The sequence below is a fragment of the Lysinibacillus sp. RS10 genome, from assembly GCF_041956855.1.
Classification (GTDB): Bacteria; Bacillota; Bacilli; order Bacillales_A; family Planococcaceae; genus Lysinibacillus; species Lysinibacillus xylanilyticus_A.
This window is the reverse complement of sequence record NZ_CP167122.1, coordinates 2,049,824-2,073,708: the sequence shown is the minus strand read 5'-3', so window position 1 is coordinate 2,073,708 and position 23,885 is coordinate 2,049,824. Positions and strand designations below refer to the sequence as shown.

Genomic DNA, 23,885 nt, shown 5'->3' with positions numbered 1-23,885 from the left:
CTCACAGATACTGTATTATCTTCAATATTAATAGGCTAAATCATTATTATGAACGAACATGTGTTGTCTAAAGCAGGGAGAACTTAGTCACTGGAAAGTATATTGACGGCGGAGTTACAGGAAAATTTGAAAGAATGTCTTTAGAAATTTCTGTTCAACTTTGTTATTAATTGGGCCGCTTTTCTTTAAATATGAAGCAATTTCTGTGGGTATCTTTTGGTGCTTATCTTAAAGAAACAGAACAGACATATGCGGATGAAGCATATTATGAAAATCAAGATAGATAAAAATAGCTATCTACTAATTTGGACCTGAGTACAGCCCCAGGTTTATTGATCAGCAAATGCAAAAACCCCATTTTGAAAAAAGATTGATCAAAATGGAGTTAATCTTTCTAACTAAGTATGAGATTTTATAAAAAGTTTGGTTAATTAAATGAGCCTTATACAGCTAAGAACGAAATGAAACCTTTCCGCAGGTGATCTCCGTTCTCAAATTTAAATGTAGCTGTCTATGCAACAATTTAGACCCTTTGCGAGCCATGGAAACCGCTTGCAGCATAGTAGGATTCTGCTCCGTTGTGGTACATAACTCAATCTTTTTCTCTTGCTCTCTGTGTATCTCTTATATTCTTTTGAACCGTTATAGCTGCAAATAAACTAAGAACAAATGCCATACCATAAAATCCTTTTTCGCTTAAAACAATACTTCCTGCATTGTATAAACCGATGGCAATTAATGAAATAGATACAATTAGTGCGAACCAACTAATACCATAATAAATACTCGTAACTGGTATTCCCTCATCTTTATCTCTAACTGCTTTTTGTAAAGATATCGCCGAATAAAGTCCGAATACTAAAACTGCAAAGTAAAATCCTTTTTCGTTCAATAGCATATTTGCATTAAACAAACCTATAAGATAAGAGGAAACACCTACTAATAGCGCTGCCCACGAAGCCCCTTTGAAGGCTTGAGTCGGTTCTCCCTCTTTCCTTTCTTCTTTCACTTTTAATTCATTTCGGTTTCCTTTATCTAACAAAACTTCATTTTCATTGGTCATTCAATTTTCCGCCTCCATCTTTTAATCTAATAAAAATGGAGCACTAGAGACACTGTAGTGCACCTACATCTATTATATAGAAATCACTTGCAAATAATATATAACTTTATTATTATTTTCCATTCAGGATTTTTAAACTCACGACTTGCTAAACTAACCTGCCATTAAGTTGCACAAGAAGTCTTGTGGTCATTAAAGTCACAAGACTTTTCCCTTAATAATTGGTTTCCTCCTTTTATATGAAGATGTGTTCCAGTCAACGCTAGAAATCGGTTACCCGTTAGCCATCGTTTAATCATTTTCTGCCTGAGCTACTCAACAATCGCGCCCAATTATTGAATAAAAACGGCTCTAAGCGTTTCGATACTTTGCTAACATAATTTCATCATAATATTTATCTAATTGAGGCAAACCCAACTCTTCTGCGATCATAAGCTCAGCCTGCCTGTCATAATCTACTCTAATAAATTGAATGGCATTGTTTGAATGTGTTCCATCTAAGATTGCATATGAAGCTGAAGTTAAGTCAAGTGAATTCCCGACACTGCCAACGTTACACAGAATACCCTTTTTATATGTCTGTAAAAAAGTTGTATGTATGTCGCCGTAGAATACAATATCAGGGAGTTTATTATAATGGAGTGAATTTATTATTTCACTATTCTCAAACATCGATAAACGCTTTTCAATCGGATGTCTAACCGAGATACGTTCAAATTCACTTCTTGGAGAAGCATGGAAAAATCTAATTAATTGTCCATTCAATTCAAGATCAATATTGAATGGTAACAAACTTAGATACTGATAATCTTTTTCTGTTAATCTATCTTTGAACCACTGTATAAATTCATTATCAGTAGGTGATTGAATAAATACGTCCCAGTTACCTCGAACTACTCTTTCGCAGTTCTTTTGGATGAGTTCTATACATTCAGATCCTCGGGGACCTTTGCCGATTAAATCTCCTAAACAAAAAATTCTTTCAATCTTTCTTAATCGAATGTCTTTTAAAACTGCTTCTAATGCCGTTTTATTCCCGTGGATATCAGAAATAATTGCAATTTTCGTCACAAAGCTTCCCCCTCATAAATTCCATCTATTCCCTATAGTTGTTTCTCCATGTTATTCGACAAAATGCCTTGTAATCCCTTTAAAAACTAGATGGACCGAAAAAAAGACGTACATATTTCTGAAGTGCGTCTTTAACATAATGAAAAAGCACAGAACCCCCTTTAATGTACTTTGTCATTTTTCGCACTTATACCCTTTCCTCTTTTTTCTCAAATGTTGAAAGATATTTATCAATATGCCTTGTTCAATTAAATAGCCCGCATATTGAATAGAATCACTCGCATTCTTTAAACAACTTTACTTTTTTAAACAACTTTTTTGTCACTTTACACCCCGGTATTACCTACAATAGCAATAACAAATAAATACTGTTCAATTCCAAACTAAAAGCCATTATACGGTTTATGTTCGTATAACAGCTTTAAATAAAATTATTGGATTTTCTGCACTCTCGGCATAAAGCATGCAACTACTAATCCGACGATTGCAAATACTAGCATAACTAAATATGCATCATTGGTACTCAAAATAGACGATAATTGACGAATATTTTCGTGAACAACTTGCTGTGTTTCAAGTGTCGTGGCATGAGCAGTTGATTGAATTGAATAAATAGTCATGACAACAGCTGTTCCAATAGCACCTGCAAGTTGGCGAACCGTATTATTAACAGCAGATCCATGTGAACCTAATTCTTGTGGAAGTGCATTTAAGCCAGCTGTATTTAAAGGCATCGTAATAAAACTTAAACCTATTCGTAAAATAATTGTACGAATCATTAGGTATAAAAAGGTTGTAGAAGAGGTTAAATCCAGTACGCCCCATATAGAAATAATAATAAATACTAATCCAGTTATAAATAAAGGTTTAGCCCCATATTTATCAAACATTTTCCCTGTAACTGGTGAAAGGAATGCGTTAATGACTGCTCCAGGTAAGAGTAGCAATCCTGCCTCTAATGCTGTAAAACCTCGCCCATTTTGTAAGTACATTGGTAGCAAAATTAAATCAGCATACATAATCACCGTAATAACAACATTAATAATTGATGTTAATGTAAAAATTTTATACTTGAAAACAGTTAAATTTAATAATGGATCTTTTGACTTGATTTGTCGGATACAGAACAGAGATGTAATAATCATACCAATAATGGTCGTTGTTAAAACAGTTACATCATCCCAGCCTTTACTTCCTGCACTACTAAATCCAAATAGAATACTGCCAAACCCTATTGTTGAGAGTAAAATACTAAACATATCCAATTTTACTTTTGTTGTTTCTGCGACATTCATTAAATATTTATTTGCTAACAAAATAACAGCCATTACAAATGGAACTAGCCCGATAAATAGCCAACGCCATGAGAAATATTCAATGAGGAAACCTGAAAGTGTAGGAGCAATTGCAGGTGCAAATATCATGGCAAACCCAATTTTCCCCATTACAGCTCCGCGCTTTTCAGCAGGATATAAATATAAAATTACCGTCATCATAAGAGGTACGATTATGCCTGCTCCGACAGCTTGAATCATACGTCCAGTTAATAGTAGGCCAAAATTCATGGCACTCCCACAAACAATTGAACCGATTAATAAAAAGCCCATTGAGCTTATAAACAGTTGTCTTGTTGTAAATCTCTTCATTAAAAATGCAGTAATTGGGACAAGTACCCCATTAACAAGCATAAATCCAGTAGATAACCATTGGATGGTAGCTGCATCAACTTGAAATACATCCATTAAGTTACTAAGTGCAACATTTAACAGCGTTTGATTTAATGTGGATAAAAAACACCCCATTATTAATACGACCATTAAAATAGTCTTTGCTCTTTCTGATAATTCGTTTTGCATATGAACCCCTTACTATTGAAGCTTGTATTATCGACAATTTGTCGATAAAGTATATGGTATCAGAAAGCTATATCTCTTGACCATAAACAATATTTTTGAAATTGTTCACTAGTCGACAATAATAAAGTAGCTGTCGATGAAACAAGAGATGATGAACAGAGGAGTGAACAAATGTCTACGGATAAAAAAGAAGATCCAAGGTCGATTAGAACAAAGGAAATGTTCAAGAAGGCAGTCCTACAATTATTAAGTGCAGGGGAAAAGACTTCTTCATTGACCGTACAAAAAGTAGCGCAGGCTGCAAAATTAAATCGCACAACTTTTTATTTACATTACCATGATATTCAGGAATTAATTGAGCAACTAACCTGCGAAATCATGGAAGAAATTTCAATTCAAATAATGACGCTTATTGATACTAAAGATTTGTCGGAAAAAGAGCAATTGACGAAGCTATTAGATAACTTATATAGTCACCGTGAATACTTATTAATTTTATTTGACAATGATGAATTCGAAGAAAAGCTATTTATTTTTTTCCAACAACTTGTAATAAAAAGACGAGAGAATCGTAAGCAAATACTCCCGGAAAACTATGTAACAGTTGATATTAAAACTGCTTCGTTAATTGGTGTTATTATGTGGTGGATCAGGAAAGGTTTACACTTCAGTTCGGACTATATAGCCAATCAAATTTATCTATTGTATAAAAGTTAAAGTACAGGCTGACGAATTGAATTAGGTTAATGTAAATTTAACTCAATTCATTATTTACCATAAGTAATAAATAAGCTGGGTATAGATTACTCCCATACCCAGCATTTCTTCTCCTCCGAACTTAGCTACACAACTAAGATGCTCTCTCTCTTAAACGACACCGTGAAACTGCATTCTAAAAACGAACAATGTACCATAATATTAATGCAATCTATCATCAAACATTAATTGTATTTGAATACCAAACGGGTCTTCAATTATTCCGTATGCTTTGCTAAAAACATTATTAGCTAACGGAACAATGATTCTTACTCTCTTATCTGCTGTCAGACTCTTATAAAAATGTTCGATTTCTTCTAAGTCCGCACTTTGAATACACAGTGAAGTGTTATTCCCTACTACATATTTTTCTGTGACATCCATTGTATCTTCTGCCAGCATTACCTTTGTTCTTCCAATGGATAAAACGGAGTGAGAAATATGATTTTTATTCTCTTCCGTAAGCTGAAGCGAGCTATCGCGTTTGGCCATGTCCTCATAAGTAACGACTAATAATTCCTCTGCATTAAAATGCTTTTTGTAAAAATCGACCGCTTCTCTAGCTTTTCCGTTCATGGATAGGAAAATGGCTACTTCTAGTGTTGTACTCATATTACAATCTCCTTTATAAAATAATTTCGGTAGATATCTTATCGATTGATATTACCTTGATCTTATTTTAGGATGTAAAGGTATCAAAACGTGACACCTTTAAGGAGATTTGTATGAAGAAATCAGAAAGAATAAATGACATGATTAGATACTTAAATAATCGGGAGTACTTTAATTTAAGTGATCTAATGGCTAAATACAATATTTCCAAAAGTACAGCTCTACGTGATATTAATTCATTAGAACAATTAGGTATGCCTATTTTTACTGAGCACGGCAGGCATGGACGTTATGGTCTTTTAAAAAATCGATTACTATCCCCCATTATCTTTACGATTGATGAAGTGTATGCTCTGTACTTTGCCATGCTAACGCTAGAATCTTATCAATCAACACCATTCCATTTAAGTGTTACTAAACTAAATGAAAAATTTGAAAACTGTCTGTCTAAAAATCAAATACAGCAAATTCACAAAATGAAAAAAGTCCTGCAATTTGAAGTAAATCAACACAATCATGTAAGTCAATTTTTAGATAAAATTTTAAAAAGCGTTCTTAATGAAAGCACCTGTAAGATTCAGTATTTGAAAAATAACGAGCACAAAAATTACCATGTTCAATTTTTCAAAATTTCTGCTAGGTTTGGTCAATGGTATGCTACTGGGATAGAGTTCAATACGAATAAATATAGAGTTTTCAGATGTGATAAAATAACCTCTTTAGAAGAACAAGATATCAACTCACACTTTTCTATTGATCATCTTATTAGTCGTTCATTAGAAATTTATAAATCGAAGGAGAGTATTGACTTTGAAGTTGAGATTTCAGCACAGGCAAAGGATATTTTTCACAAAGAACATTACCCTTCTATGAAATTAGAAATTGGTAGTAAAACAGTCGTGAAGGGATTTTATAATCCTCATGAAGAGGAATTTATTGCTAATTACTTTCTGAAATACGGTCATCATGTTCTAACAGTAAAGCCCGATTCATTAAAGCATAATATCCAAGATGCCATACAAAACCTTTTCAATCACTATCAAAAATTATAAATCAGCTTGCGGATCACAATATAAAAAAGTTTGCCCTCACGTTGCTAAAAAAACTATAGCAGACAGAAAAGGAGCCAAACGAAAGATAAATGGGCCCGCAAGCTCCGGCACACCAATAGAAACAGTAAACATTTGCTGAAAGAAGTTAAAAACCTCCAAAAAGAGACTGGGATAAAACAGGTTAAAACCTTAAAAAGCGCGAGAAATCAATGTTAGAAACGTTGATTTCTCGCGCTTTTCTGATGTGAATTTTCCCAATCTTGCTTTAAAAATAAACTCTTTGATATCAAACACTCTTCTTGAACTGCCCAGCAAATTGCAACAGTTAATTAGATTCTCCATTTGCATCTTTAGAGTAATTATACTGAGAAGGATCAACTGGAGTATAACCTGTTGGCGTATAGAATCTCAATAAGTCACCATTCACGACTTTATCAGATAATTCCAATTTGTGATCGACTTCATCTTTAATAGTTTTCGCAAACTCTAATTGACTATCATCTAGTAGTAAACCTGTTTTATTATCATAATATTTCCCATTAACCGAATAAATAGTAGGACTGACAAAACCGCCATTTCTAAATGGTACAACTTCATCATGCTCTTTTGATAATAAGTCGGAACCAAATTGAACAAATTTTTGTGTATCTACTCCTAGTAAATGTAAAACAGTTGGAAGAAGGTCTGTTTGGCCTCCATAAGTATGGTTGGTTTCACCTTGCATTCCTGGAACATGTATTAATAATGGTACTCGTTGTAAATTAGCACTTTCAAATGGTGTAATTTCTTTTCCAATGACTTGTCCCATCGCTTCATTATGATTATCTGAAATACCGTAATGGTCACCATAAAGAACGATCATCGAATTATCATATAATCCTGATTCTTTTAATTGATTGAACATTTGTTCGATTGCTTCATCTGCATAACGTGCTGTTTGGAAATAACTATCTACACTTACATCTCCAGTAGCCGCTTTATCAATTGTTACTAAGTCTTGATTCATTTGATATGGGAAGTGGTTCCCTACCGTAATAAATTTCGTATAAAAAGGTTGTGGTAACGAACTTAAAAGACTTTTAGATTGTTCAAAGAATGGTTTATCTAACAAACCATATTCAGCCATGTTTTCTGAAGAACTCGTATCATAATAACTAGCATCAAAGAAGTAATCGAATCCAAATGATTTATAAATCTCATTTCGATTCCAGAAGCTTCCGTTATTACCATGGAATACGGCTGATGTATAACCATAATCTTTTAAAATACTTGGAGCCGCTTGGTACGTATTTTGTGCTTTTGTAATATAAGCAGATCCTTGTGGTAACCCAAACAAAGAATTTTCCAACATAAATTCTGCATCGGAAGTTTTACCTTGACCTGTTTGATGGAAGAAATTATCAAAATACATTGTATTCTCATCTTTTGCTAATGAATTTAAAAATGGTGTAACTTCTTCACCGTTTAATTTATAGTCGATCATAAAGTTTTGGAATGATTCTAAATGTAAATAGATGACGTTCATTCCTTTTGCTGCACCAAAATATTCTGCATTAGGTTTGGCGTAATTAGATTTTGTATAGTTTATCACTTCTGTAACATCACTACTATCCGCCAAAGCTCTCTGTGAAGATGCTTTTATCGTTTCTACTGAATCATAAATCGTATAGTTATAAATCCCTAGATATTTCACAATATAGTTTCTATCAAATCCTCGAGATAATAGTTGCGGGCGATCAGCTTCAGCTAGTCCTAAATTTAGGAATGATACTACTAATGCACACGCAATGATTGTCATTGCTTTTTTATATCCAAAACGATTAGTTTCTTTTTGTATTTTTTTTGAGAATCGTAGGTAAAACATTACAAATACATCCACAAAGAACAAGATATCATAAGGCTTTATTAAAGAAAGAACACTACTACCTAAATCTCCAAAGTTCTGCGATTGGAAAACTGTAGGTAATGTAATGAAATCACTAAAAAATCGGTAATAAACTACATTTGAATATAAAAGAATAGACATCAACGTGTAAACTACAACTAGTGATGTATATTTTCTCTTCCCTTTAAATAAAAAGGAAATTCCTAGAAATAGCAATGCTGAACCTAGTGGATTTATTAGTAAAAGGAATTGTTGAAGGAATCCTTCTACTCCTAGGTCAAATTGTGTTGTTTGAGTGAGGTATGTTTTAATCCATAACATTAAAACAGCTAATAAATAAATCCCTAAAAAATTGTTTAATAGGTTATCTTTTTTACTTAATAAATTTTTCATTTTTTCCCTACCTTTTACTTACTTAAATTTAAATCTAGATGTATATTAACTAAGATTATAAGTATATATTGCATTAAAAAAATGTTATTTCACAGTAGCTTTTTCGCAGCTATTGTATACTACTCCCCCATATAGACTTCTGTCAAGTTGTTAAATATAATTGAAGGCAGTTAGCACGTTTCTTCCTATTATTGTAAACCCCTTTCATAAAACCCCACGCATATGTTAGTTTTATAACGAACATTTACTTACGGGTCACTTTAGGCCGAGTGATCTTTAATATAGTTTTCAACAATAGTAATTTTAAAACACAATTTTAGTTTTAACAATTAAATTTAGTGACATGAAACTTATAATTTTGTAAGGTTTTAGTTTCAGAATATTGCCTTATTTCATATATGTAATTTTTTCCTCATTCCACTAGACTGCTCTGTTGAATTTATTATCAGCTATAATAAATTGGATGTATTAGAAAGAAAGCAGGTAAATTATGATTGATATTTTTTGGCTATGCTACTTAGGAATTTTAGCAATAGCTTCAATTGGAATACTCATAAAAGATGGATATAAAACTACTTTTGGGGTATTAGATTTTGTTTTTTCCTTCGTCACTTGGATAGGTTTATTTGGTTATGTCACAAATAATCAGATTCTTACTCCAATTGTATGGAAATTTGTATTTATAATTGGTTTATTATTTGACATTGTATTTGGTTTCAAAAAGTTTAATGAAGACATAAATTATGATGGTGAACCACTCTACTTTAAACTAGCAATTTTCGTAATCACATTTATAATCTTTATTGGACCATTATATTTTGGATTATTTAATTATGCTTTTAAATAAAGCAATCTTTAGTTTCTTTCGACGAAGAATAGTAGGCGCATACTAGAGCATCGAATTTTGATGCTCCTTTTTTACGCTATTTGTGTCAAATGTGACATAAAAAATACTCTACTCTTATTTAACTATCCTGCTACGTTCGTTCAATAAAGAAAAAAAGAGCTGCATATGCAACTCAATGTTCTTCAAGTAAAGCCTCTGTTACTTCAATAAGAACCCCTGAATATAAAAAGCAAACATCGTAACAATAATACACGAATAAGCTTATTCCTAAATAGAATATTGTAAAGAAATTACTGTATTTTTATTTTGAATGCATCCGTTTGAAACCATTATATTTCTCATTGGGATATTGTCGACTTGAGTCATCCCTAAATAAGACATAGCTTTAAATTCATTTTTCAATCTGTATAATCCTATTGAATGTAAGCTCTTTCCCAATCCTGTCCCCAGAAAATTAGGATGCATACCTATCCAAAAAATCCGTCCTTCATTATCTGTATTTGGTTCTATATGAGGAAAAACTACACCAACAGGTTCATTGTTAACCATATACACGGTAAACATTTCATTTACTTGTGTCGGAAGTTCGGTCCTCATTCCATCTAAAAACTTCTCTGCATCAATATAACTTGTACCCATCACTTCAGATAACAATAAGATAGAGTTATTCTCAGAAAATGACCATACTTCATAATCTGGTATGGAAACATTTGATGGTGTCATTAAAGATCTCTTATATATAACCCTTTCACTAATAATTTCCATTTTAGCCCTAGTACAATTTAAGCTATCTAAAAGAATTTTAGGACACTCAAACCTAACTTTTTTCAGTCTACTACTTTGTAATTTATCTAAAAGTTCATTTATAAGCACATCTATTTCAGAAGCAAGATGAAGTTTATTCTCTAAAATTTCTAACATAATTACACGATCACTTTTTATGTAATGTACGCCAACTCTTTGTAAATGCTGAAGCAGTTTATCCACAAATTTTCACTTCTTTTTATTTTATTTATAAAATTCTTCACTTTCTATAAATTTCCTTCTTCTATTATCCTGCGCCGTTAGATCAATAAAGCCCCGAAAACTTTACTATTTGTAAAATTTTCCTGGCTTTTTACTATATTTTATTGAGGTTTTGTCCCAGCAATTTATTTTCAACCATAAACCATCCGCTATGGCCATGTATGGTGTCTGTGTTCTCTTACCCCTACCACCTTTGAAAAGTCGCTATTACTTCAATTAATTTATAAATTAGTTAGCAACTTTTTAGCAACCTCTTTAGTTGAAAAAGGATTTTGACCAGTTATTAGGTTGCCATCTCCATTTATTAATCATAAAACCCTAAAATCTTTCATACTTTCTCCAAGAATATAGTGTGAAAACCACATCAAATTCTGCTTCATAATAGCCACATTCATTCCTGGCTGGTCAGAACTATATGCCATTCCTTTAAATATAATTAATTCTGTATCAACTTCCATATCCCTTAATCCTTGATATAGCTCATATGCATTTGGAGTTGGGACTCTTGCATCCTTTTCGCCATGTTGGATTAGAGTAGGCGTACAGGCTGATTTAATATATGTCATGGGTGATGTTTTGCCATAGATCTCTGGATCATTCCATGGATCATCTCCTAAATACATCCTAATAAAGTAAGGTATATCTGTATTTACGTAGTGGGTACTCCAATTAGTCATTCCACCCCCAACTGAAATAGCTTTAAATCTACTACTAAATATAGAACAGAAAGCTGATATATATCCCCCGTTGCTCCATCCCATAACCCCTACACTGTCTTTATCTGCAATCCCTTTGTCAACTAGCTTATCCACTCCAGATATAACATCATCGTAGTTAGCAATTCCCAGTTTTCTATAGTTTGCTTTTAAGAATTCATTCCCATAACCCGAACTTCCCCTGTAGTTTGGTTCTAAAACGATAAAACCTTTTTCGATAAACTGTTCAATAGGATATTTCTCATTAAAACAGTCTGAAAATATTGGAAAAGATGCCCAAGCCGGACCACCATGGATTACTACTAATAAGGGATATTTTTTATTTGCGTCAAAGTCGACTGGGGTTGATAAAACTCCCTCTATTTCAAGACCATCACTACTTTTCCAAGAAATTATTTCCCTGTTACTTTTAAGCTTTCCTTTGAAAAAGCTATTTTCATTCGTTATTTTTTTATCATCTAAATAGATTTCAAAGGTTTCATTTGTTATTGCCTTATTAAAGGCTAAATGATTTCCGTTCCTTGTTATAGAAGCATCTATTATAAAGCTATTTTCTTTATCGCTTAACATTTCCACAGTGCCATTCTCAAATAACAACCCAATAAGATAATTCGTTTTATTCTGCCATCTAATTAATATTCCTTTAGCTGTCCACCGTAATGGAATAACCGTACTATCAAAATCTGTTAAAGGTTGAATTAGCTCTCCATTATTAATATCATATATCTCTAGCGTACTGTCTTGAATATGGGTCTTATAGTAATCCTTCTCCCTTATGCTTGCTGAGTAACATATTTTGCTGCCTTCAGGAGAAAAGCAAACACTCCCTCCCAACAACTTATCTATATTCAACTTCTTCAGCTCTCCAGCTTTAATATCTAGTATGTATAGATCTCCATTAATAGTATCTTCCATATTTGGGCTTGGTGTAGCCATTAATACAACCTTTTTTCCACAATTTGAAATATCAAATTCATGGACATGGAAGTCCTTACTATCAGTTAGTTGATCAACAACACTATTTTCGTGTTCATATTTATCATTTTGTATCACTTTTTCTATTTCAATGTAATATAAACAATTATTCTGGTATTCCTTACCTATATGATGGAAATCTCCATATAGTTCCTTACGTTTCTTTATCGTCTCAGATTCTTTTGACTGTGCAACATAATAAAAACCCTTGCCAGTAGGCTCCCATTTGAATTTACTGACCCCTTCTTTCTCATCAGTAATTTGAACCCCACTATAACCATCTATTGCCTTAACAAAGATCTGATTTTTCTTATTATCCCCGTCACCAACTGGGCTAAGGTATGCGATATTTCTAGAATCTGGAGACCATAATGGGTATGTACTATCTATATCCCTAGTTGTTAATGGGTAACACCGCCCTTTATCTTTTTCATATATCCACACATGATTCCTATATTTATTGTCTTTCCAGTTAGCTGTCTTCTTGACAAATGCAACGTTTTTGCCATCATCACTTATGTTTGTACCTGATAAGGTTGGTAATGAAATAATCTCTTCTATACTTAAATATGTTTTTTCATTCATTTCCATTAATAAACCCCCTCGTTAACTCTCTTCCAATAAAGTTAGCAGGTACAGGGCTTAGTTCTAGTTCTCTTGCCCAAACAGAAAGTTGACCTATGTGGTGAATTTCGTGAGTAATTATATGATGTAATATTTCATCAAAAGTGTATTTATCTTCATCCCAAGAAACACTTACTAGTTTTTCTTTTAAAGCGCCTACATTTGTTTTTAAATATTCAGCTAATTCATTTCGTGATTTATCTGAAAGTGATTTAACCTTTTCAAGTGTATTATAATCAGCAAACTGAAATACTACATCTTCTTTGCCTTGAATACCTCGAATCCAACTATATTCCACATCAATTATGTGAAAAAGTGTATATAATATATTTCCTACTCCACCCCTGCGGTCTTTTAACAACTCTTTAATTGTCAGTTGATTGCACCAGTCAAACCATTCATCTCTTACCTGCCAGTTGTATTCAAAGAATTTAATCATTGTAAGCACTCCAATCTAGCTTATTACAGTATATTTCGATGTAAATGCAACAATTTCCTTCTTCATACAGATAGGTAAGTCTTTGGAATTATCACGACTTTCACCGCATACGGCATTCCAACTAATCCAATTTATTCTTTCTATGTCTAAGCAGACGAGTGCTTTTCTTCCATTACTAGATTATTGAGCAGGAGTAGGGCTACAGGAGCGATTGAGGAAGCATAACAAAAAAGACTTGCGTATATGGAGATTAATCATAAACACAAGTCCTATCCTTATAAAATTATAGCACCTCTTACTCTAAGTACATTTCTTTCCAATCTGCTAACATTACAAAAGATTAGTTTTATGGTAGTAAAAAATATGTTCGAGTTCGGGGAGGGCACTGAAAAAGTCTATATCTTCTCACATTGTGACTCTACTGTTGTTTTCCGAAGCATTCCGCTCGCTTTCCGCGGGCGAGCGCCGAGCCTCCTCCTACACTTCGCTTCGTGCGGGGTCTCGTCTGTCTCGCTTTCCCGCAGGAGTCGAGCGATGCTTCTCCAAACAACGCAATGTTTCACACTATTATTTTAGTCACGCTTTCCTTTATAATAAAAGAATTAATGTGCAGGTGGTGCCCCCCATGATTTCAAATCAAGAAACCCTTAATTTAAGTCCATATATGGCGATCTACGATATTGTTGTGCCAAAAGATAATATACTTCGCCAAATCAATGAACTTGTTGATTTTTCATTCATTTTAGAAGAGTTAAAAACAAAATATTGTTTAGACAATGGACGTAATGCCATTCCTCCAATTCGTATGTTTAAGTACTTATTATTAAAAGCAATTTATGATGTATCAGACGTCGACCTTGTAGAGCGTTCGAAGTACGATATGTCATTTAAATATTTCTTGGATATGGCGCCAGAAGATCCAGTCATTGATTCAAGTTCGCTTACAAAATTTCGTCGGCTTCGTCTTCAAGACGTAAGCTTATTAGACATGCTCATTGGGAAAACAGTTGAGATCGCATTGGAGAAAAAAATCATCAACAGTCAAACGATTATTGTGGATGCCACACATACAAAAGCACGTTACAACCAAAAAACGCCTAAAGAATTTTTACAAGAGAAATCAAAAAACGCTCGAAAAGCTGTCTACAAAATTGACGAATCGATGAAAGACAAATTCCCCACAAAGACCACTTCTAACGAAGTAAAGGATGAGTTAACTTACTGTAAGGAAGTTATTTCAGTCATTGAAAAGGAACCACAAATTGCACAAATGCCATCTGTCAAAGAAAAGCTGAATGTTTTAAAAGAAGTCGTAGAAGATTTCCAAGAACATCTAAATTACTCTTCTGATGCGGATGCGCAAAAAGGGCATAAGACGTCGGAATCTTCTTTCTTCGGGTATAAGACACATATCGCGTTGAGTGATGAACGTATTATTACAGCGGCTGTCATTACAACAGGTGAAAAAAGCGATGGAAAATATCTTCAAGAGTTAATTGAAAAAAGCACACAAGCAGGTATGAAAATTAATACAGTTATTGGAGACGCAGCTTACTCTGAAAAGGCAAATATCGAATATACAAAAGAAGAGAAAATCGCGCTTGTGGCAAAGTTGAATCCTATTCTTACACAAGGACCACGAAAAGAAGAAGACAAGTTTGAGTTTAATAAAGACGCTGGAATGTTTGTTTGTAAGGCCGGTCATCTCGCGACAAGAAAAGCACGTACGGGTAAAAAAGGAACGAGTAAGAGTCAAAGTCAGACATATTATTTTGACATTGAAAAATGCAAAGTATGTCCAATGAGAGAGGGCTGTTATAAAAAAGGCGCAAAAAGTAAAACATATTCTGTCACAATTAAGTCGGATACACATGCCGAACAAGAGGCATTTCAAAATACGGAAGCATTTAAGCAATTAGCCGCAAATCGCTACAAAGTAGAAGCGAAGAATAGTGAATTAAAAAACGGACACGGGTACGATACGGCATCGACTGCGGGTCTATTTGGCATGGAAATTCAAGGTGCTACAACGATATTCGCTGTCAATTTGAAACGGATATTAAAGTTACTAAACGAAAATGAATAAGGAATAGAGACAGAAATAAGGCACTTCCTGTTCAACATTGAACAAGAAGTGCCTTATTTTTATCTGAGAAAGGTTCGCTTTTATGAAAACGTAAGTTTTTCAGTGCCCTCAGTTCGGGGACTGTTTTTGTTGCTAATTCTAATTTTCTTTAATATTGCGCCAAGCACCATTCTTTAGTTTCTTGGTCGGCAAAGGATGCTTCTACACTATTTGAATAAATTTGGCGATAATCTTCTTCACTTAGATTAAATTCATTGTTAACTAAATGGATTTCTTTTGCCATTGTAGTATCTGATACTGTTCTGTTATCTGTATTAAATGTCACTTTTATTCCATCTTTATGAAACTTATAAATCGGATGTTCAGAATAATGATGAACAGCTTTCGTCTGGACATTACTTGTTGGACACATTTCAAGCACTACCTGTCTTTCTTTCACAATCTTATAAGCTTCGGCACAATCTTTAATAAATACTCCGTGTCCTATTCTTTCAGCCCCCAACAGTTCAACAGCCTCCAGAACGTTTTTACCAATTCCCGTTTCACCGGCATGAATAGTCACTCTGTAGCCATATTCTTTGGCTAATGCGATAGGTTCTACGAATTTTCCACAAAAGCCTTCTTCTTCAGATGCACATAGATCCATTGCCACCACACCTTTTCCAAGGAACTTTTTCCCGTTTTCAACCACCTCAAATGCGCTTTCTACAGACATCGTCCTCATGCAAGACAAGATTATATTTCCCTTTATTTCGTAACAGCTTTCAGCGTCCCTCATCCCCTCTATAACAGATTGAATAACTTCTTCAACACCAAGACCTTGTAATGTATGAAGTAACGGGGCAAATCTGACTTCTAAATATTTCACATTTTCTCTTGTTGCATTCTCAAATAGCTCAAAAGTAATTCTTCTTAAGTTCTCCTTGGACTGCATGACCATATTAGGAAGAGAAAATCTTTTTAAATACTCATCAAGGGATTCACATTCTAACGGAGCAATCAGCTCCTTTTGCAGTTCATCCTTATCAAAAGAAGGTAACTGAATACCTTCCTTCTGTGCAATATCGATAATAGTTTCAGCTCTAAGGCTTCCATCCAAATGACAGTGAAGTTCAATTTTTGGTAATGCTAAAAAGTTCATTTTTGTCCTCCTGAAATAAATTTTTAGATTAAAAAACATAAAAAAATTCCTGACTACAAAGAAAATACAAGTTTTGTACTTGTACTTTCTTCGTAATCAGGAATTTCGGTTCCTGGTAGAGACCCCCAAACCATATTATTGGAGTTATACGGAATTTTATTGAATTCATTAATGTTTTTTAACATGATAATAAAAAAATTTCGGATTGTCAACATGGTCCTTAATACCGATAAATCATTTGTGGTAATAAGTCTATCGGACTATCACAAACAAAAATGGAGGGATTCCGGTATTGGATAGCATATCGTGATATTCCCCATATATGTTTTTATCTAATTTTGCAGCAATTGCGGCAAGGTATTCACTCCCCCCCAACATAAATAGTGTCCGCTTCCTGAGGGGTTCCTTCTTGAACAAACTGAAATAGACATACTTGGAATCGGAAGCTTGCAATGCAGAGTCGTTAAATTAGGAGAACCTGATCTGTTAAGGTTCACCGTTATTTCGGGGGTTCGTCTTAATAATGCGAATCTACAACGCTAAGAAATATACGTGATTTTATGCAAAAGGAAGAACAAGTCTATCGAGTGAAAATATTGGTATATCCGCGATTTACACTATTAGTATAAATGTTGTATAAATAGTTTCCAAAAGAAATACCGAGAAACACTGATTTAACAGCATTTGTCGCCTTTCGGTGTGTCCCCAAACTTTCGTTTGGGAACGTTATTAGGTTTATTTATGTATACGTTATAAATCATTGTTTTACAAAAGCCTCCCATTAATTCAATAAGATACCAAAGAAGATATGTAGTTCGAGGGTTAATTTTTCTATATTCCCCTTCTTATATCAAAGTAATCTGAACTAAAAAATGGCTGTAATTGAAATTCCCTTAATAAATATTTAGTAGAAAATCGTACGTTTTTTACATTTAAATTATTATTATCGATTTCATTTTTTAACTCTTTTTTTAAGGGGTATGCCATTCTAAACTTCCAAATTTCACCACGTATTGCAGAGCCTTCTAATAATTCTTTTGAAAAGTATAAAATATATTGATACATAGATGGGAAATCTTTTTTAATCATCTCTTTATTCTTCAAAAATGCTTGGATATACAATTCTAACTCTGGTTGTTTTAATTTAGTCTGTTTTCTATCAGAAAAATAATATGAACTCCCTGCTTCCCAATTGCCAAGTCGGACTACAAAAGTAGCAATCGAATAACGTCTTATCTCTTTATCTAAGTGGTTAAAATACTTATAATACGGCATTTGTGGAAACCATTGTCCCGTATGAAAATAACCTATCTCAAAACCACTTAATCCCACTTTAACAGATTCAACTATTTGTTGTTCCAACCTAATTTCATCCCCCAATCCCTCACTAGAAATGGTTAAGCATCTGTACATCATCCTATCACATTCCTTATCACTTAACTTCAACTAACCTGTCTTGTTAGTTGAATAAAAAAATGCATCCAAAACTCCTTTGGCAACATTTCATTGAGAGTCTATTTATATGTTACCGCCATTCAGAACAAGTGGATCGAACAGTCTTCTTTAAAATTATTTTTCGCAGCGTCTCAGAGTGTTATTTTCTATAAAAAACAGCGACAAGCACTGATTTAACAGTGTTTGTCGCTGTTTGAAATGTTACCAAGCTTACATTTGGGAACTTTATTTAGGTAGATTATGTATGCTTTATACACTTTCAATAATAGCTAAAATATCATCAAATTGGTTCACGACATAATCTGCTTTTTCTAACTCTTTTTCTTGAGCAAAATCAAAACGAACGCCAATTGATATTAAATCATTATCAAGGGCTGCTTGAATGTCTGATGAACGGTCACCTACAACAAACCCATTTTGAATATCATTTTCCTTTAGAACAGTTGCTACTAATTCAGACTTGTTCCCTGAAGTAATTAAATCAATACTGTAAATACCTTTTATCCATTTTGTTAGATTATAAGTCTCTGCAATGGCTTGTAAATAATCAGTTTGCCCATTACTCGCTATAAACAAAGGCTGCGTTTGTGCCAGTTTCGTTAACGTACTTTTTACTCCTTCATATAAAGCACCGTTACCCATTTTTATTTGTTCAATCAGTGCTAATTGAAATAATTGATTACTCTGTTCACGCATTTGTGGCGAATGTTCGGGGCATAGTGTTTCCCAAACAACAGGTAAAGGGACACCCATAATTTCTCGGTATTTTTCAATCGGTGTAGTACCCGTCCATTGTCCCTTTTGCCGTAATTGCTCGAAAGTCGCTTCGAGTGCTGGTTCTAAAATTAAGTTCGTTTGAAATAAGGTACCATCCATATCAAAAATTACAGCTGAATTCATTTGAGTAGTGCTCCTTTGGAATGTTTTTTAACCTTCTCTATAACAACGAATATTCTGTCATTTTGTTCCTGAAATATTTAAAAACGCACCCAAAGCGGTGTTTGGGAGTGTTTATCTCTGAATTTGAATATTAAAACTTACTAACACCAAAAAAATCGGTCAGCGGTTTTTCTCTACCTTTTTCATGCCATTCATGATAAAGATTAAATACTTTCATCACATCGCCACTATAGCAATCTTCTACTAAATAGTGAATAGCAGCAGCACTTCTCCAATAGTTAAGCATAATTGAAGCTAACGACGTCTGATTATAACTACCTGAGCCAAATTCATCTAAAGAAAAATCTCCATACTTTGGTTTGAAGATTTCAATCATTAAATGATCAATTTTTCTTAGCTCATTAAATTGCTCTTCGGTTAAGGTTAATTTTTGAGAAAGATATTCGCACATGCCTTCTTCAAACCAAATACTTTCATGACGCTCATCTTCAAAATCATCTAGAAAAAGTTCAATGTGGTGTGTTAATTCATGGGCTAATACACAAAAAACATGATCAACTGTGATGGATTGAAAATATTGCTTTATGTATTCAGTAGCATCATTATGTGCTAACCTTTCGTCTTCTATTTGAGAAAGATAAAAGTGCTTCCATTCATCCAAACTAGGTGACATAAAAATAGTTTCCTCGTTTGTAAAAGCTGGGACAGGATTTTTTGAGAAGACTGTCATTGCATTTTCACTATTTGTCCACACAATTGTTTTTGGCAGCACCTTTAATTCAAACTCGTTAACCAAACGTTCTTTATATAGTTCTAGCTTGCTGTTTAAGATTTTTATGTCATTGGCATTGTTTTTGTAATCCGTGATACTTTCAAATGCAAAAATTTGTTTCATCAATTTTCATCACTCCTCATATGATTATATCAATATAAACCAAATTTGGATTTTATTATTTCGAATGTTCCCAAACCGTCGTTTGGTAACTTTCATTCCAGTTAAAACAGTCCAATCCCGTTCCCAAAATCGTATTTGTGTACTTTTCTATCCTTGACATTGTAAATCCGCATAAATCTGACGGAAAGTCACCGTAAATGACACTATTTTCCGTAAAATCTCTAATAGTTAAATAAGCATTACACGTTGAATTTCGATAACCGTAAACTTCGATAGGTTTTGTCATTTCAAAAACAAAGGATGTCAAAAGAAATTCTTTGATATTATGTTTTGTGCTTTCATTACTATAACTATCTACAAATAAAAACCAAGCAAGGTACTCGTCTGATTTAATGTGGTAGTGTTCTATCCCTTTTTCATTTGCATACATTTTATAGGCTCTCCAAGCGTCTGTTACAAGTACATTATTAGATGTTAATTTAGAGCCTATCATACCGTCAACTTTCGTTTTCACAACACGCCCCATACAAGCTACATTAACCTTTAACAGAGCCAAAAAAATAAGAAAGTAACAAAGAGTCGTACTTTCATTTTAATTAACATTACTTATTTGATTTCCTCAGCCAACTCCAAAATAATTCCTTCTGGACCACGAACGTAGCATAATTTATAACTTTCTTCATATTGCTGTATCTCACTAAAGATTTGCGTATCCTTCTTTTTCAATTTGGCAACAACGGCTTCAATATCTTCAACTGTAAATGCAATATGTCGGATACCCAGTGTATTTGCAAAGGGTTGCTGAATATCTTTTTCATCTGACGGTGTATAAAATTTGATTAGCTCTATCCATGTCTGACCGTCTGTCGTTCCCAATCCTACACACGCTACTTTAACGTCATCAAGCCCAGCTGCATATCCCATTAAATCTCCTTCCATTTCCCATTCCCCTTTCACCTCAAGTCCAAAATCGAGAAAACACTCTTTAGCGGCGGAGAGATTATTTACGATTACACCCACATGATCTATTCTTTGGATCTTCAAATTTCATACCTCCATTGTTTCTGTTTTTTTGCAATATCCTGTATTCAAATTCTAGTATTAACCAAATCTGTCTTTTTGTATTAACAGCTACATAAAACAGAAAACTCGATAATTATCTAGGCCTCTTTATTTCTCATGTGGCAGTAATATGGAATCTTCCTTGTGTAGTTTTAATTTCAAAGTAATATTTTTCATTATTTTTTAAGTTATCCAATTGTACACTTGTTCCAGGTGATACCAACAATTCATCTACTACTACATCTCCATTTTTATCTTTTACCCTTAGTAATATGTCACTTTCATTATTAACGTGATTAGTAATCTCTTTATTCCAAAAAACGCTATCATATATCAGATAATCTTTGTCATATCTCCGATGCTCTTTGTCGCTAAAAATTATTCTTTCCCATTCTTCCATCCCATCTGCTGAATCTACAACGACAACGGCGATTCTCATAGGGAAAAAGATTTGATTCACAGCCCCTACAAGCGGATGTTTTCTGTGCGAAAGTGCAACGACAGCAACAACAAAAGCGGCTCATCGGACGCCCCCACCAGTCGGAACGGTAATCAACCACACGTTATGGTGATGAACCTTTTTATAGTAAAAAAATACTCTATCAATTTTATAAGTGCAAGAAACAAAAAAAGAACGACATCGTCCACTATGAACTCAATGATCTTAAATTACCGCCCCCGTTAACCATCCATGAAGCGCAATAAACAGCTCTTCACCACAGAAAATGAAAGATGATTAAGTTCTTTCATGGGAGTTGAATAGGAAATTATTATTTATATTTACTCATTGTTTGTCCTTATTCCACTTATATGGAATTTCCGCCCATTTATATAACAAAATAAACAAAAACATTATAAAACAGGTCATTATGTTATCTGTCCAATTAATCTCTTTATTGGCAATGAATTTCCAAGCGGTTAATACCACAAAATATATTAAGGGAAATCTGATGCTTTGCTTAAACATAATATCACAGCCTTCATTCATATTTCTTCTACATATTTTTGTTCTTCAAGGAACCTGATGTAACTCTATTTAATATTTTTCTTAATGGCCATCGACATAAAGATATTGTGATGATGATTATCAAAATGAAAACAACTGATTGCAGAAAACGACTTGAAAATTGTCCAGCAATCCAATTACCTCCATAATAAATACAAATAACCCCCAATAACACCGTGAAAAGATAGGAAAAAGAAGCGAGAATTAATTGTTTAGCCGTTAATTGTCTTATTGATTCTCTATTTTTGTGTATAAGATTAATTGTCGCAAATATACAGTAAGCTATAATAATAAATGAAAACACACAAATACACCTCCCTTTATCAAATCTCCCTTCCAAAATATCCATATCATAACATTTTATCTTCAACTAAACTGCTTCTTTAGTTTAATAAGAAAAAAGCTTAATTCCTTAAAGGTAAAGCTCCCGTTAGCACAATCATCCACTTAACTTTGAATTCATTTCATAATTGAATCAATTTCATAAATCATATTTTTCAAAAGCCTAGACTACTCCTATTAAGAAAACTTGCGTTTTTAAAAATTATGCTGCTTGAATTTGTACTTGTGATAAAGCATTCAGACGATCCACCGCTAACTTGCAGGCATTATAAATAAACGTCACCAGGTTGAAATGTAGTTTAGCTTTTCTTCCTGTTCTGTGACGGACATTGTTTAACTGAAAATATTGCTTTAGGTATGCATTTACACGTTCAACGGCTGTACGTTCCTTATAAAGTTGCTTCCATAGTTCGGAGCCTCGTGCTGGATACGTGAATTTTCGTAAATCTATGTCACATTTGATTTTGAAAACCTTCTGACAGAGGGAATCATCACGTAACGGACAGGTTGCACATTCCTTTGGCCTTGTGAATTTTAGTGTTCGGTATTTTTCGTCGAAGCTGTCATAGCGGTAGCTGTGTTCACGTACACAAGTCGGTCTGAAATGCTCATCAAATCCGAGATACTCGCCTTCATTGCGGACATTATAGGGAATGACTGCACGCATTTGATATTCGTGTAATTGACGGTAAATGGGTTCATAATCATACCCTGCATCCAAAATAGCGGTTGTAAAATGCCCTGGAAATTGGTCTTCTGCTTTCTTTAAAAGAGGAATCGCTGCTTTACTATCTGACAAATTAGCAGATGTCATGAGGCGTCTAACGATATATTGACTCTTGGTCGTCACCGCGAGATGTCCTTTAAAGCCAAACCAAAACGTATTTTTACCGTCACTGTTCTTTTTGATGCCCCAATTCGGTTCGATGGGGGCATCTTGCCACAGTGTCTCCAGTGGTGTGTCGAGTTGGTCCTTGATTTCTTTTTCATAAGTTGACTGATTGGCTTTGATTTCTACTTGTTTCGTCAGCCAAGCATCTCGTTCTTCTTTTGATTTTCGTCCACGTTTTTTTGGTGGTGCCGTCCCTTTTTTCACCGAAGGTTTCGCTGCATCGCATGATTCAAAATGTGTGGCATCTATAGCGAGATGTACATCGTTTAGAAAGCCTTCTGTCATGGCTACTTGTATCAATGTATCTTGCATCACATCAAGTACATCGGATTGACTAATGACATCAATCATTCGAGAATAAGACGCTTCAGAAGGCACAACATCAGAAACAAGAAATCCACAATCCAAGCGGAATAAAGGATCATTGACCAAACGTTTGTTTAAATCCTTGATTGTTGGAATACGTTCGACAATGCGAACAATGAGTGACTGTATCATAGCACCGTAATTTAATTCACGTGGAGCACCGCGTAACGTCTTTTTTGAAAATAGCTGAAAAATCGGCTGTACGTCGAAAGTGGCAAAAATCGCATCAAATCGATGGGAACTTTCCATTTTCAATAATTCTTGGATGTCAAATAGGCTCATTTGTTTTACAATAGTCATAGGGCATTCACCTCATTCAGTATGGTTTAGTTTCGTCGCTACCATTATACCGAATTTGGGGAGGTGCCCGTTTTTTATTGTTTCAGAATCCTTGATACTAAAGGGATTAAAATTATGAAATTAAC

19 protein-coding genes, 2 pseudogenes and 1 riboswitch are annotated in these 23,885 nt (G+C 33.9%); of the genes and pseudogenes, 5 read left to right on the top strand and 16 right to left on the bottom strand.

All coding sequences use genetic code 11. The annotated features are described in order from the left end of the window. Positions 1 to 83: 83 nt before the first annotated feature. A pseudogene (locus ACB089_RS10560) lies at positions 84 to 223 on the top strand (glycosyl transferase family 2); the annotation flags it as partial. A 369-nt stretch (positions 224 to 592) separates the two neighbouring features. Here ACB089_RS10560 and yiaA read toward each other — a convergent pair. The 3 genes from yiaA to ACB089_RS10545 form a co-directional block, all read right to left on the bottom strand. Further along, positions 593 to 1,063: an inner membrane protein YiaA gene (gene yiaA / locus ACB089_RS10555; RefSeq protein ID WP_374966358.1), complete on the bottom strand. Its 471-nt coding sequence runs from the start codon at positions 1,061 to 1,063 to the stop codon at positions 593 to 595. 351 nt (positions 1,064 to 1,414) lie between these two features. Next, positions 1,415 to 2,134 carry a metallophosphoesterase family protein gene (locus ACB089_RS10550; RefSeq protein ID WP_374966357.1) on the bottom strand — a complete coding sequence of 240 codons (720 nt, stop codon included), beginning with the start codon at positions 2,132 to 2,134 and terminating at the stop codon, positions 1,415 to 1,417. Between the two features lie 431 nt (positions 2,135 to 2,565). Then, on the bottom strand, positions 2,566 to 3,990 hold the full coding sequence (locus tag ACB089_RS10545; protein WP_374966356.1) for a DHA2 family efflux MFS transporter permease subunit: 1,425 nt from the start codon (positions 3,988 to 3,990) through the stop codon (positions 2,566 to 2,568). A 171-nt stretch (positions 3,991 to 4,161) separates the two neighbouring features. On the opposite strand from ACB089_RS10545, the gene ACB089_RS10540 reads away from it, so the two are divergent. Next, a complete protein-coding gene (locus ACB089_RS10540; protein ID WP_374966355.1) occupies positions 4,162 to 4,707 on the top strand; it encodes a TetR/AcrR family transcriptional regulator C-terminal domain-containing protein in 546 nt (181 codons plus the stop codon). 201 nt (positions 4,708 to 4,908) lie between these two features. On the opposite strand, the gene ACB089_RS10535 is transcribed toward ACB089_RS10540, so the two are convergent. Beyond that, positions 4,909 to 5,358: a VOC family protein gene (locus tag ACB089_RS10535; protein WP_374966354.1), complete on the bottom strand. Its 450-nt coding sequence runs from the start codon at positions 5,356 to 5,358 to the stop codon at positions 4,909 to 4,911. 113 nt (positions 5,359 to 5,471) lie between these two features. Between ACB089_RS10535 and ACB089_RS10530 the strand changes: the two genes are divergently transcribed. Continuing rightward, a complete protein-coding gene (locus tag ACB089_RS10530; RefSeq protein ID WP_374966353.1) occupies positions 5,472 to 6,410 on the top strand; it encodes a helix-turn-helix transcriptional regulator in 939 nt (312 codons plus the stop codon). A gap of 325 nt (positions 6,411 to 6,735) precedes the next feature. Here ACB089_RS10530 and ACB089_RS10525 read toward each other — a convergent pair whose 3' ends face one another. Continuing rightward, positions 6,736 to 8,688 carry an LTA synthase family protein gene (locus tag ACB089_RS10525; protein ID WP_374966352.1) on the bottom strand — a complete coding sequence of 651 codons (1,953 nt, stop codon included), beginning with the start codon at positions 8,686 to 8,688 and terminating at the stop codon, positions 6,736 to 6,738. Positions 8,689 to 9,178: 490 nt separating this feature from the next. On the opposite strand from ACB089_RS10525, the gene ACB089_RS10520 reads away from it, so the two are divergent. Next, on the top strand, positions 9,179 to 9,535 hold the full coding sequence (locus ACB089_RS10520; RefSeq protein ID WP_374966351.1) for a hypothetical protein: 357 nt from the start codon (positions 9,179 to 9,181) through the stop codon (positions 9,533 to 9,535). Between the two features lie 267 nt (positions 9,536 to 9,802). On the opposite strand, the gene ACB089_RS10515 is transcribed toward ACB089_RS10520, so the two are convergent. The 3 genes from ACB089_RS10515 to ACB089_RS10505 all read right to left on the bottom strand — a co-directional run bounded on the left by ACB089_RS10515 (position 9,803) and on the right by ACB089_RS10505 (position 13,315). Next, positions 9,803 to 10,522 carry a GNAT family N-acetyltransferase gene (locus tag ACB089_RS10515; RefSeq protein ID WP_374966350.1) on the bottom strand — a complete coding sequence of 240 codons (720 nt, stop codon included), beginning with the start codon at positions 10,520 to 10,522 and terminating at the stop codon, positions 9,803 to 9,805. 347 nt (positions 10,523 to 10,869) lie between these two features. After that, the gene (locus tag ACB089_RS10510) at positions 10,870 to 12,843 is read right to left on the bottom strand and encodes a S9 family peptidase (protein ID WP_374966349.1); all 1,974 of its coding nucleotides are present in this window, start codon (positions 12,841 to 12,843) and stop codon (positions 10,870 to 10,872) included. After that, on the bottom strand, positions 12,830 to 13,315 hold the full coding sequence (locus ACB089_RS10505; RefSeq protein WP_374966348.1) for a DinB family protein: 486 nt from the start codon (positions 13,313 to 13,315) through the stop codon (positions 12,830 to 12,832). The genes ACB089_RS10510 and ACB089_RS10505 overlap by 14 nt, the downstream gene beginning before the upstream one ends. 625 nt (positions 13,316 to 13,940) lie before the next feature. On the opposite strand from ACB089_RS10505, the gene ACB089_RS10500 reads away from it, so the two are divergent. Next, positions 13,941 to 15,401 carry an IS1182 family transposase gene (locus tag ACB089_RS10500; protein ID WP_374964340.1) on the top strand — a complete coding sequence of 487 codons (1,461 nt, stop codon included), beginning with the start codon at positions 13,941 to 13,943 and terminating at the stop codon, positions 15,399 to 15,401. Positions 15,402 to 15,549: 148 nt separating this feature from the next. Here the strand turns inward: ACB089_RS10500 and add are convergent, their stop codons facing one another. The 8 genes and pseudogenes from add to ACB089_RS10460 form a co-directional block, all read right to left on the bottom strand. After that, entirely contained in the window at positions 15,550 to 16,542 is a 993-nt protein-coding gene (gene add / locus ACB089_RS10495) for an adenosine deaminase (RefSeq protein ID WP_374966347.1), read from the bottom strand. Positions 16,543 to 16,615: 73 nt separating this feature from the next. Next, positions 16,616 to 16,714, bottom strand: a riboswitch (purine riboswitch). 659 nt (positions 16,715 to 17,373) lie between these two features. Beyond that, positions 17,374 to 17,904 carry a hypothetical protein gene (locus tag ACB089_RS10490; RefSeq protein WP_374966346.1) on the bottom strand — a complete coding sequence of 177 codons (531 nt, stop codon included), beginning with the start codon at positions 17,902 to 17,904 and terminating at the stop codon, positions 17,374 to 17,376. A gap of 342 nt (positions 17,905 to 18,246) precedes the next feature. Beyond that, the gene (locus ACB089_RS10485) at positions 18,247 to 18,897 is read right to left on the bottom strand and encodes an HAD hydrolase-like protein (protein ID WP_374966345.1); all 651 of its coding nucleotides are present in this window, start codon (positions 18,895 to 18,897) and stop codon (positions 18,247 to 18,249) included. A gap of 130 nt (positions 18,898 to 19,027) precedes the next feature. After that, a complete protein-coding gene (locus ACB089_RS10480; RefSeq protein ID WP_374967540.1) occupies positions 19,028 to 19,792 on the bottom strand; it encodes a hypothetical protein in 765 nt (254 codons plus the stop codon). Positions 19,793 to 20,031: 239 nt separating this feature from the next. Beyond that, positions 20,032 to 20,327: pseudogene (locus ACB089_RS10475) on the bottom strand (IS1595 family transposase); the annotation flags it as partial. Between the two features lie 71 nt (positions 20,328 to 20,398). Next, entirely contained in the window at positions 20,399 to 20,836 is a 438-nt protein-coding gene (locus ACB089_RS10470; RefSeq protein WP_374966344.1) for a VOC family protein, read from the bottom strand. A 133-nt stretch (positions 20,837 to 20,969) separates the two neighbouring features. Beyond that, on the bottom strand, positions 20,970 to 21,314 hold the full coding sequence (locus tag ACB089_RS10465; RefSeq protein ID WP_374966343.1) for a hypothetical protein: 345 nt from the start codon (positions 21,312 to 21,314) through the stop codon (positions 20,970 to 20,972). Between the two features lie 1,090 nt (positions 21,315 to 22,404). Then, positions 22,405 to 23,760 carry a transposase gene (locus tag ACB089_RS10460; RefSeq protein ID WP_374964127.1) on the bottom strand — a complete coding sequence of 452 codons (1,356 nt, stop codon included), beginning with the start codon at positions 23,758 to 23,760 and terminating at the stop codon, positions 22,405 to 22,407. Positions 23,761 to 23,885 lie beyond the last annotated feature (125 nt).

Excerpts from the sequence above, each read along its gene's own strand:
- ACB089_RS10500 (WP_374964340.1), top strand. The coding sequence starts at position 13,941 with ATGATTTCAAATCAAGAAACCCTTAATTTAAGTCCATATATGGCGATC.
- ACB089_RS10460 (WP_374964127.1), bottom strand. The coding sequence starts at position 23,760 with ATGACTATTGTAAAACAAATGAGCCTATTTGACATCCAAGAATTATTG.
- ACB089_RS10530 (WP_374966353.1), top strand. The coding sequence starts at position 5,472 with ATGAAGAAATCAGAAAGAATAAATGACATGATTAGATACTTAAATAAT.
- add (WP_374966347.1), bottom strand. The coding sequence starts at position 16,542 with ATGAACTTTTTAGCATTACCAAAAATTGAACTTCACTGTCATTTGGAT.
- ACB089_RS10480 (WP_374967540.1), bottom strand. The coding sequence starts at position 19,792 with ATGAAACAAATTTTTGCATTTGAAAGTATCACGGATTACAAAAACAAT.
- ACB089_RS10510 (WP_374966349.1), bottom strand. The coding sequence starts at position 12,843 with ATGGAAATGAATGAAAAAACATATTTAAGTATAGAAGAGATTATTTCA.
- yiaA (WP_374966358.1), bottom strand. The coding sequence starts at position 1,063 with ATGACCAATGAAAATGAAGTTTTGTTAGATAAAGGAAACCGAAATGAA.
- ACB089_RS10485 (WP_374966345.1), bottom strand. The coding sequence starts at position 18,897 with ATGAATTCAGCTGTAATTTTTGATATGGATGGTACCTTATTTCAAACG.
- ACB089_RS10505 (WP_374966348.1), bottom strand. The coding sequence starts at position 13,315 with ATGATTAAATTCTTTGAATACAACTGGCAGGTAAGAGATGAATGGTTT.
- ACB089_RS10520 (WP_374966351.1), top strand. The coding sequence starts at position 9,179 with ATGATTGATATTTTTTGGCTATGCTACTTAGGAATTTTAGCAATAGCT.
- ACB089_RS10535 (WP_374966354.1), bottom strand. The coding sequence starts at position 5,358 with ATGAGTACAACACTAGAAGTAGCCATTTTCCTATCCATGAACGGAAAA.
- ACB089_RS10525 (WP_374966352.1), bottom strand. The coding sequence starts at position 8,688 with ATGAAAAATTTATTAAGTAAAAAAGATAACCTATTAAACAATTTTTTA.
- ACB089_RS10545 (WP_374966356.1), bottom strand. The coding sequence starts at position 3,990 with ATGCAAAACGAATTATCAGAAAGAGCAAAGACTATTTTAATGGTCGTA.
- ACB089_RS10540 (WP_374966355.1), top strand. The coding sequence starts at position 4,162 with ATGTCTACGGATAAAAAAGAAGATCCAAGGTCGATTAGAACAAAGGAA.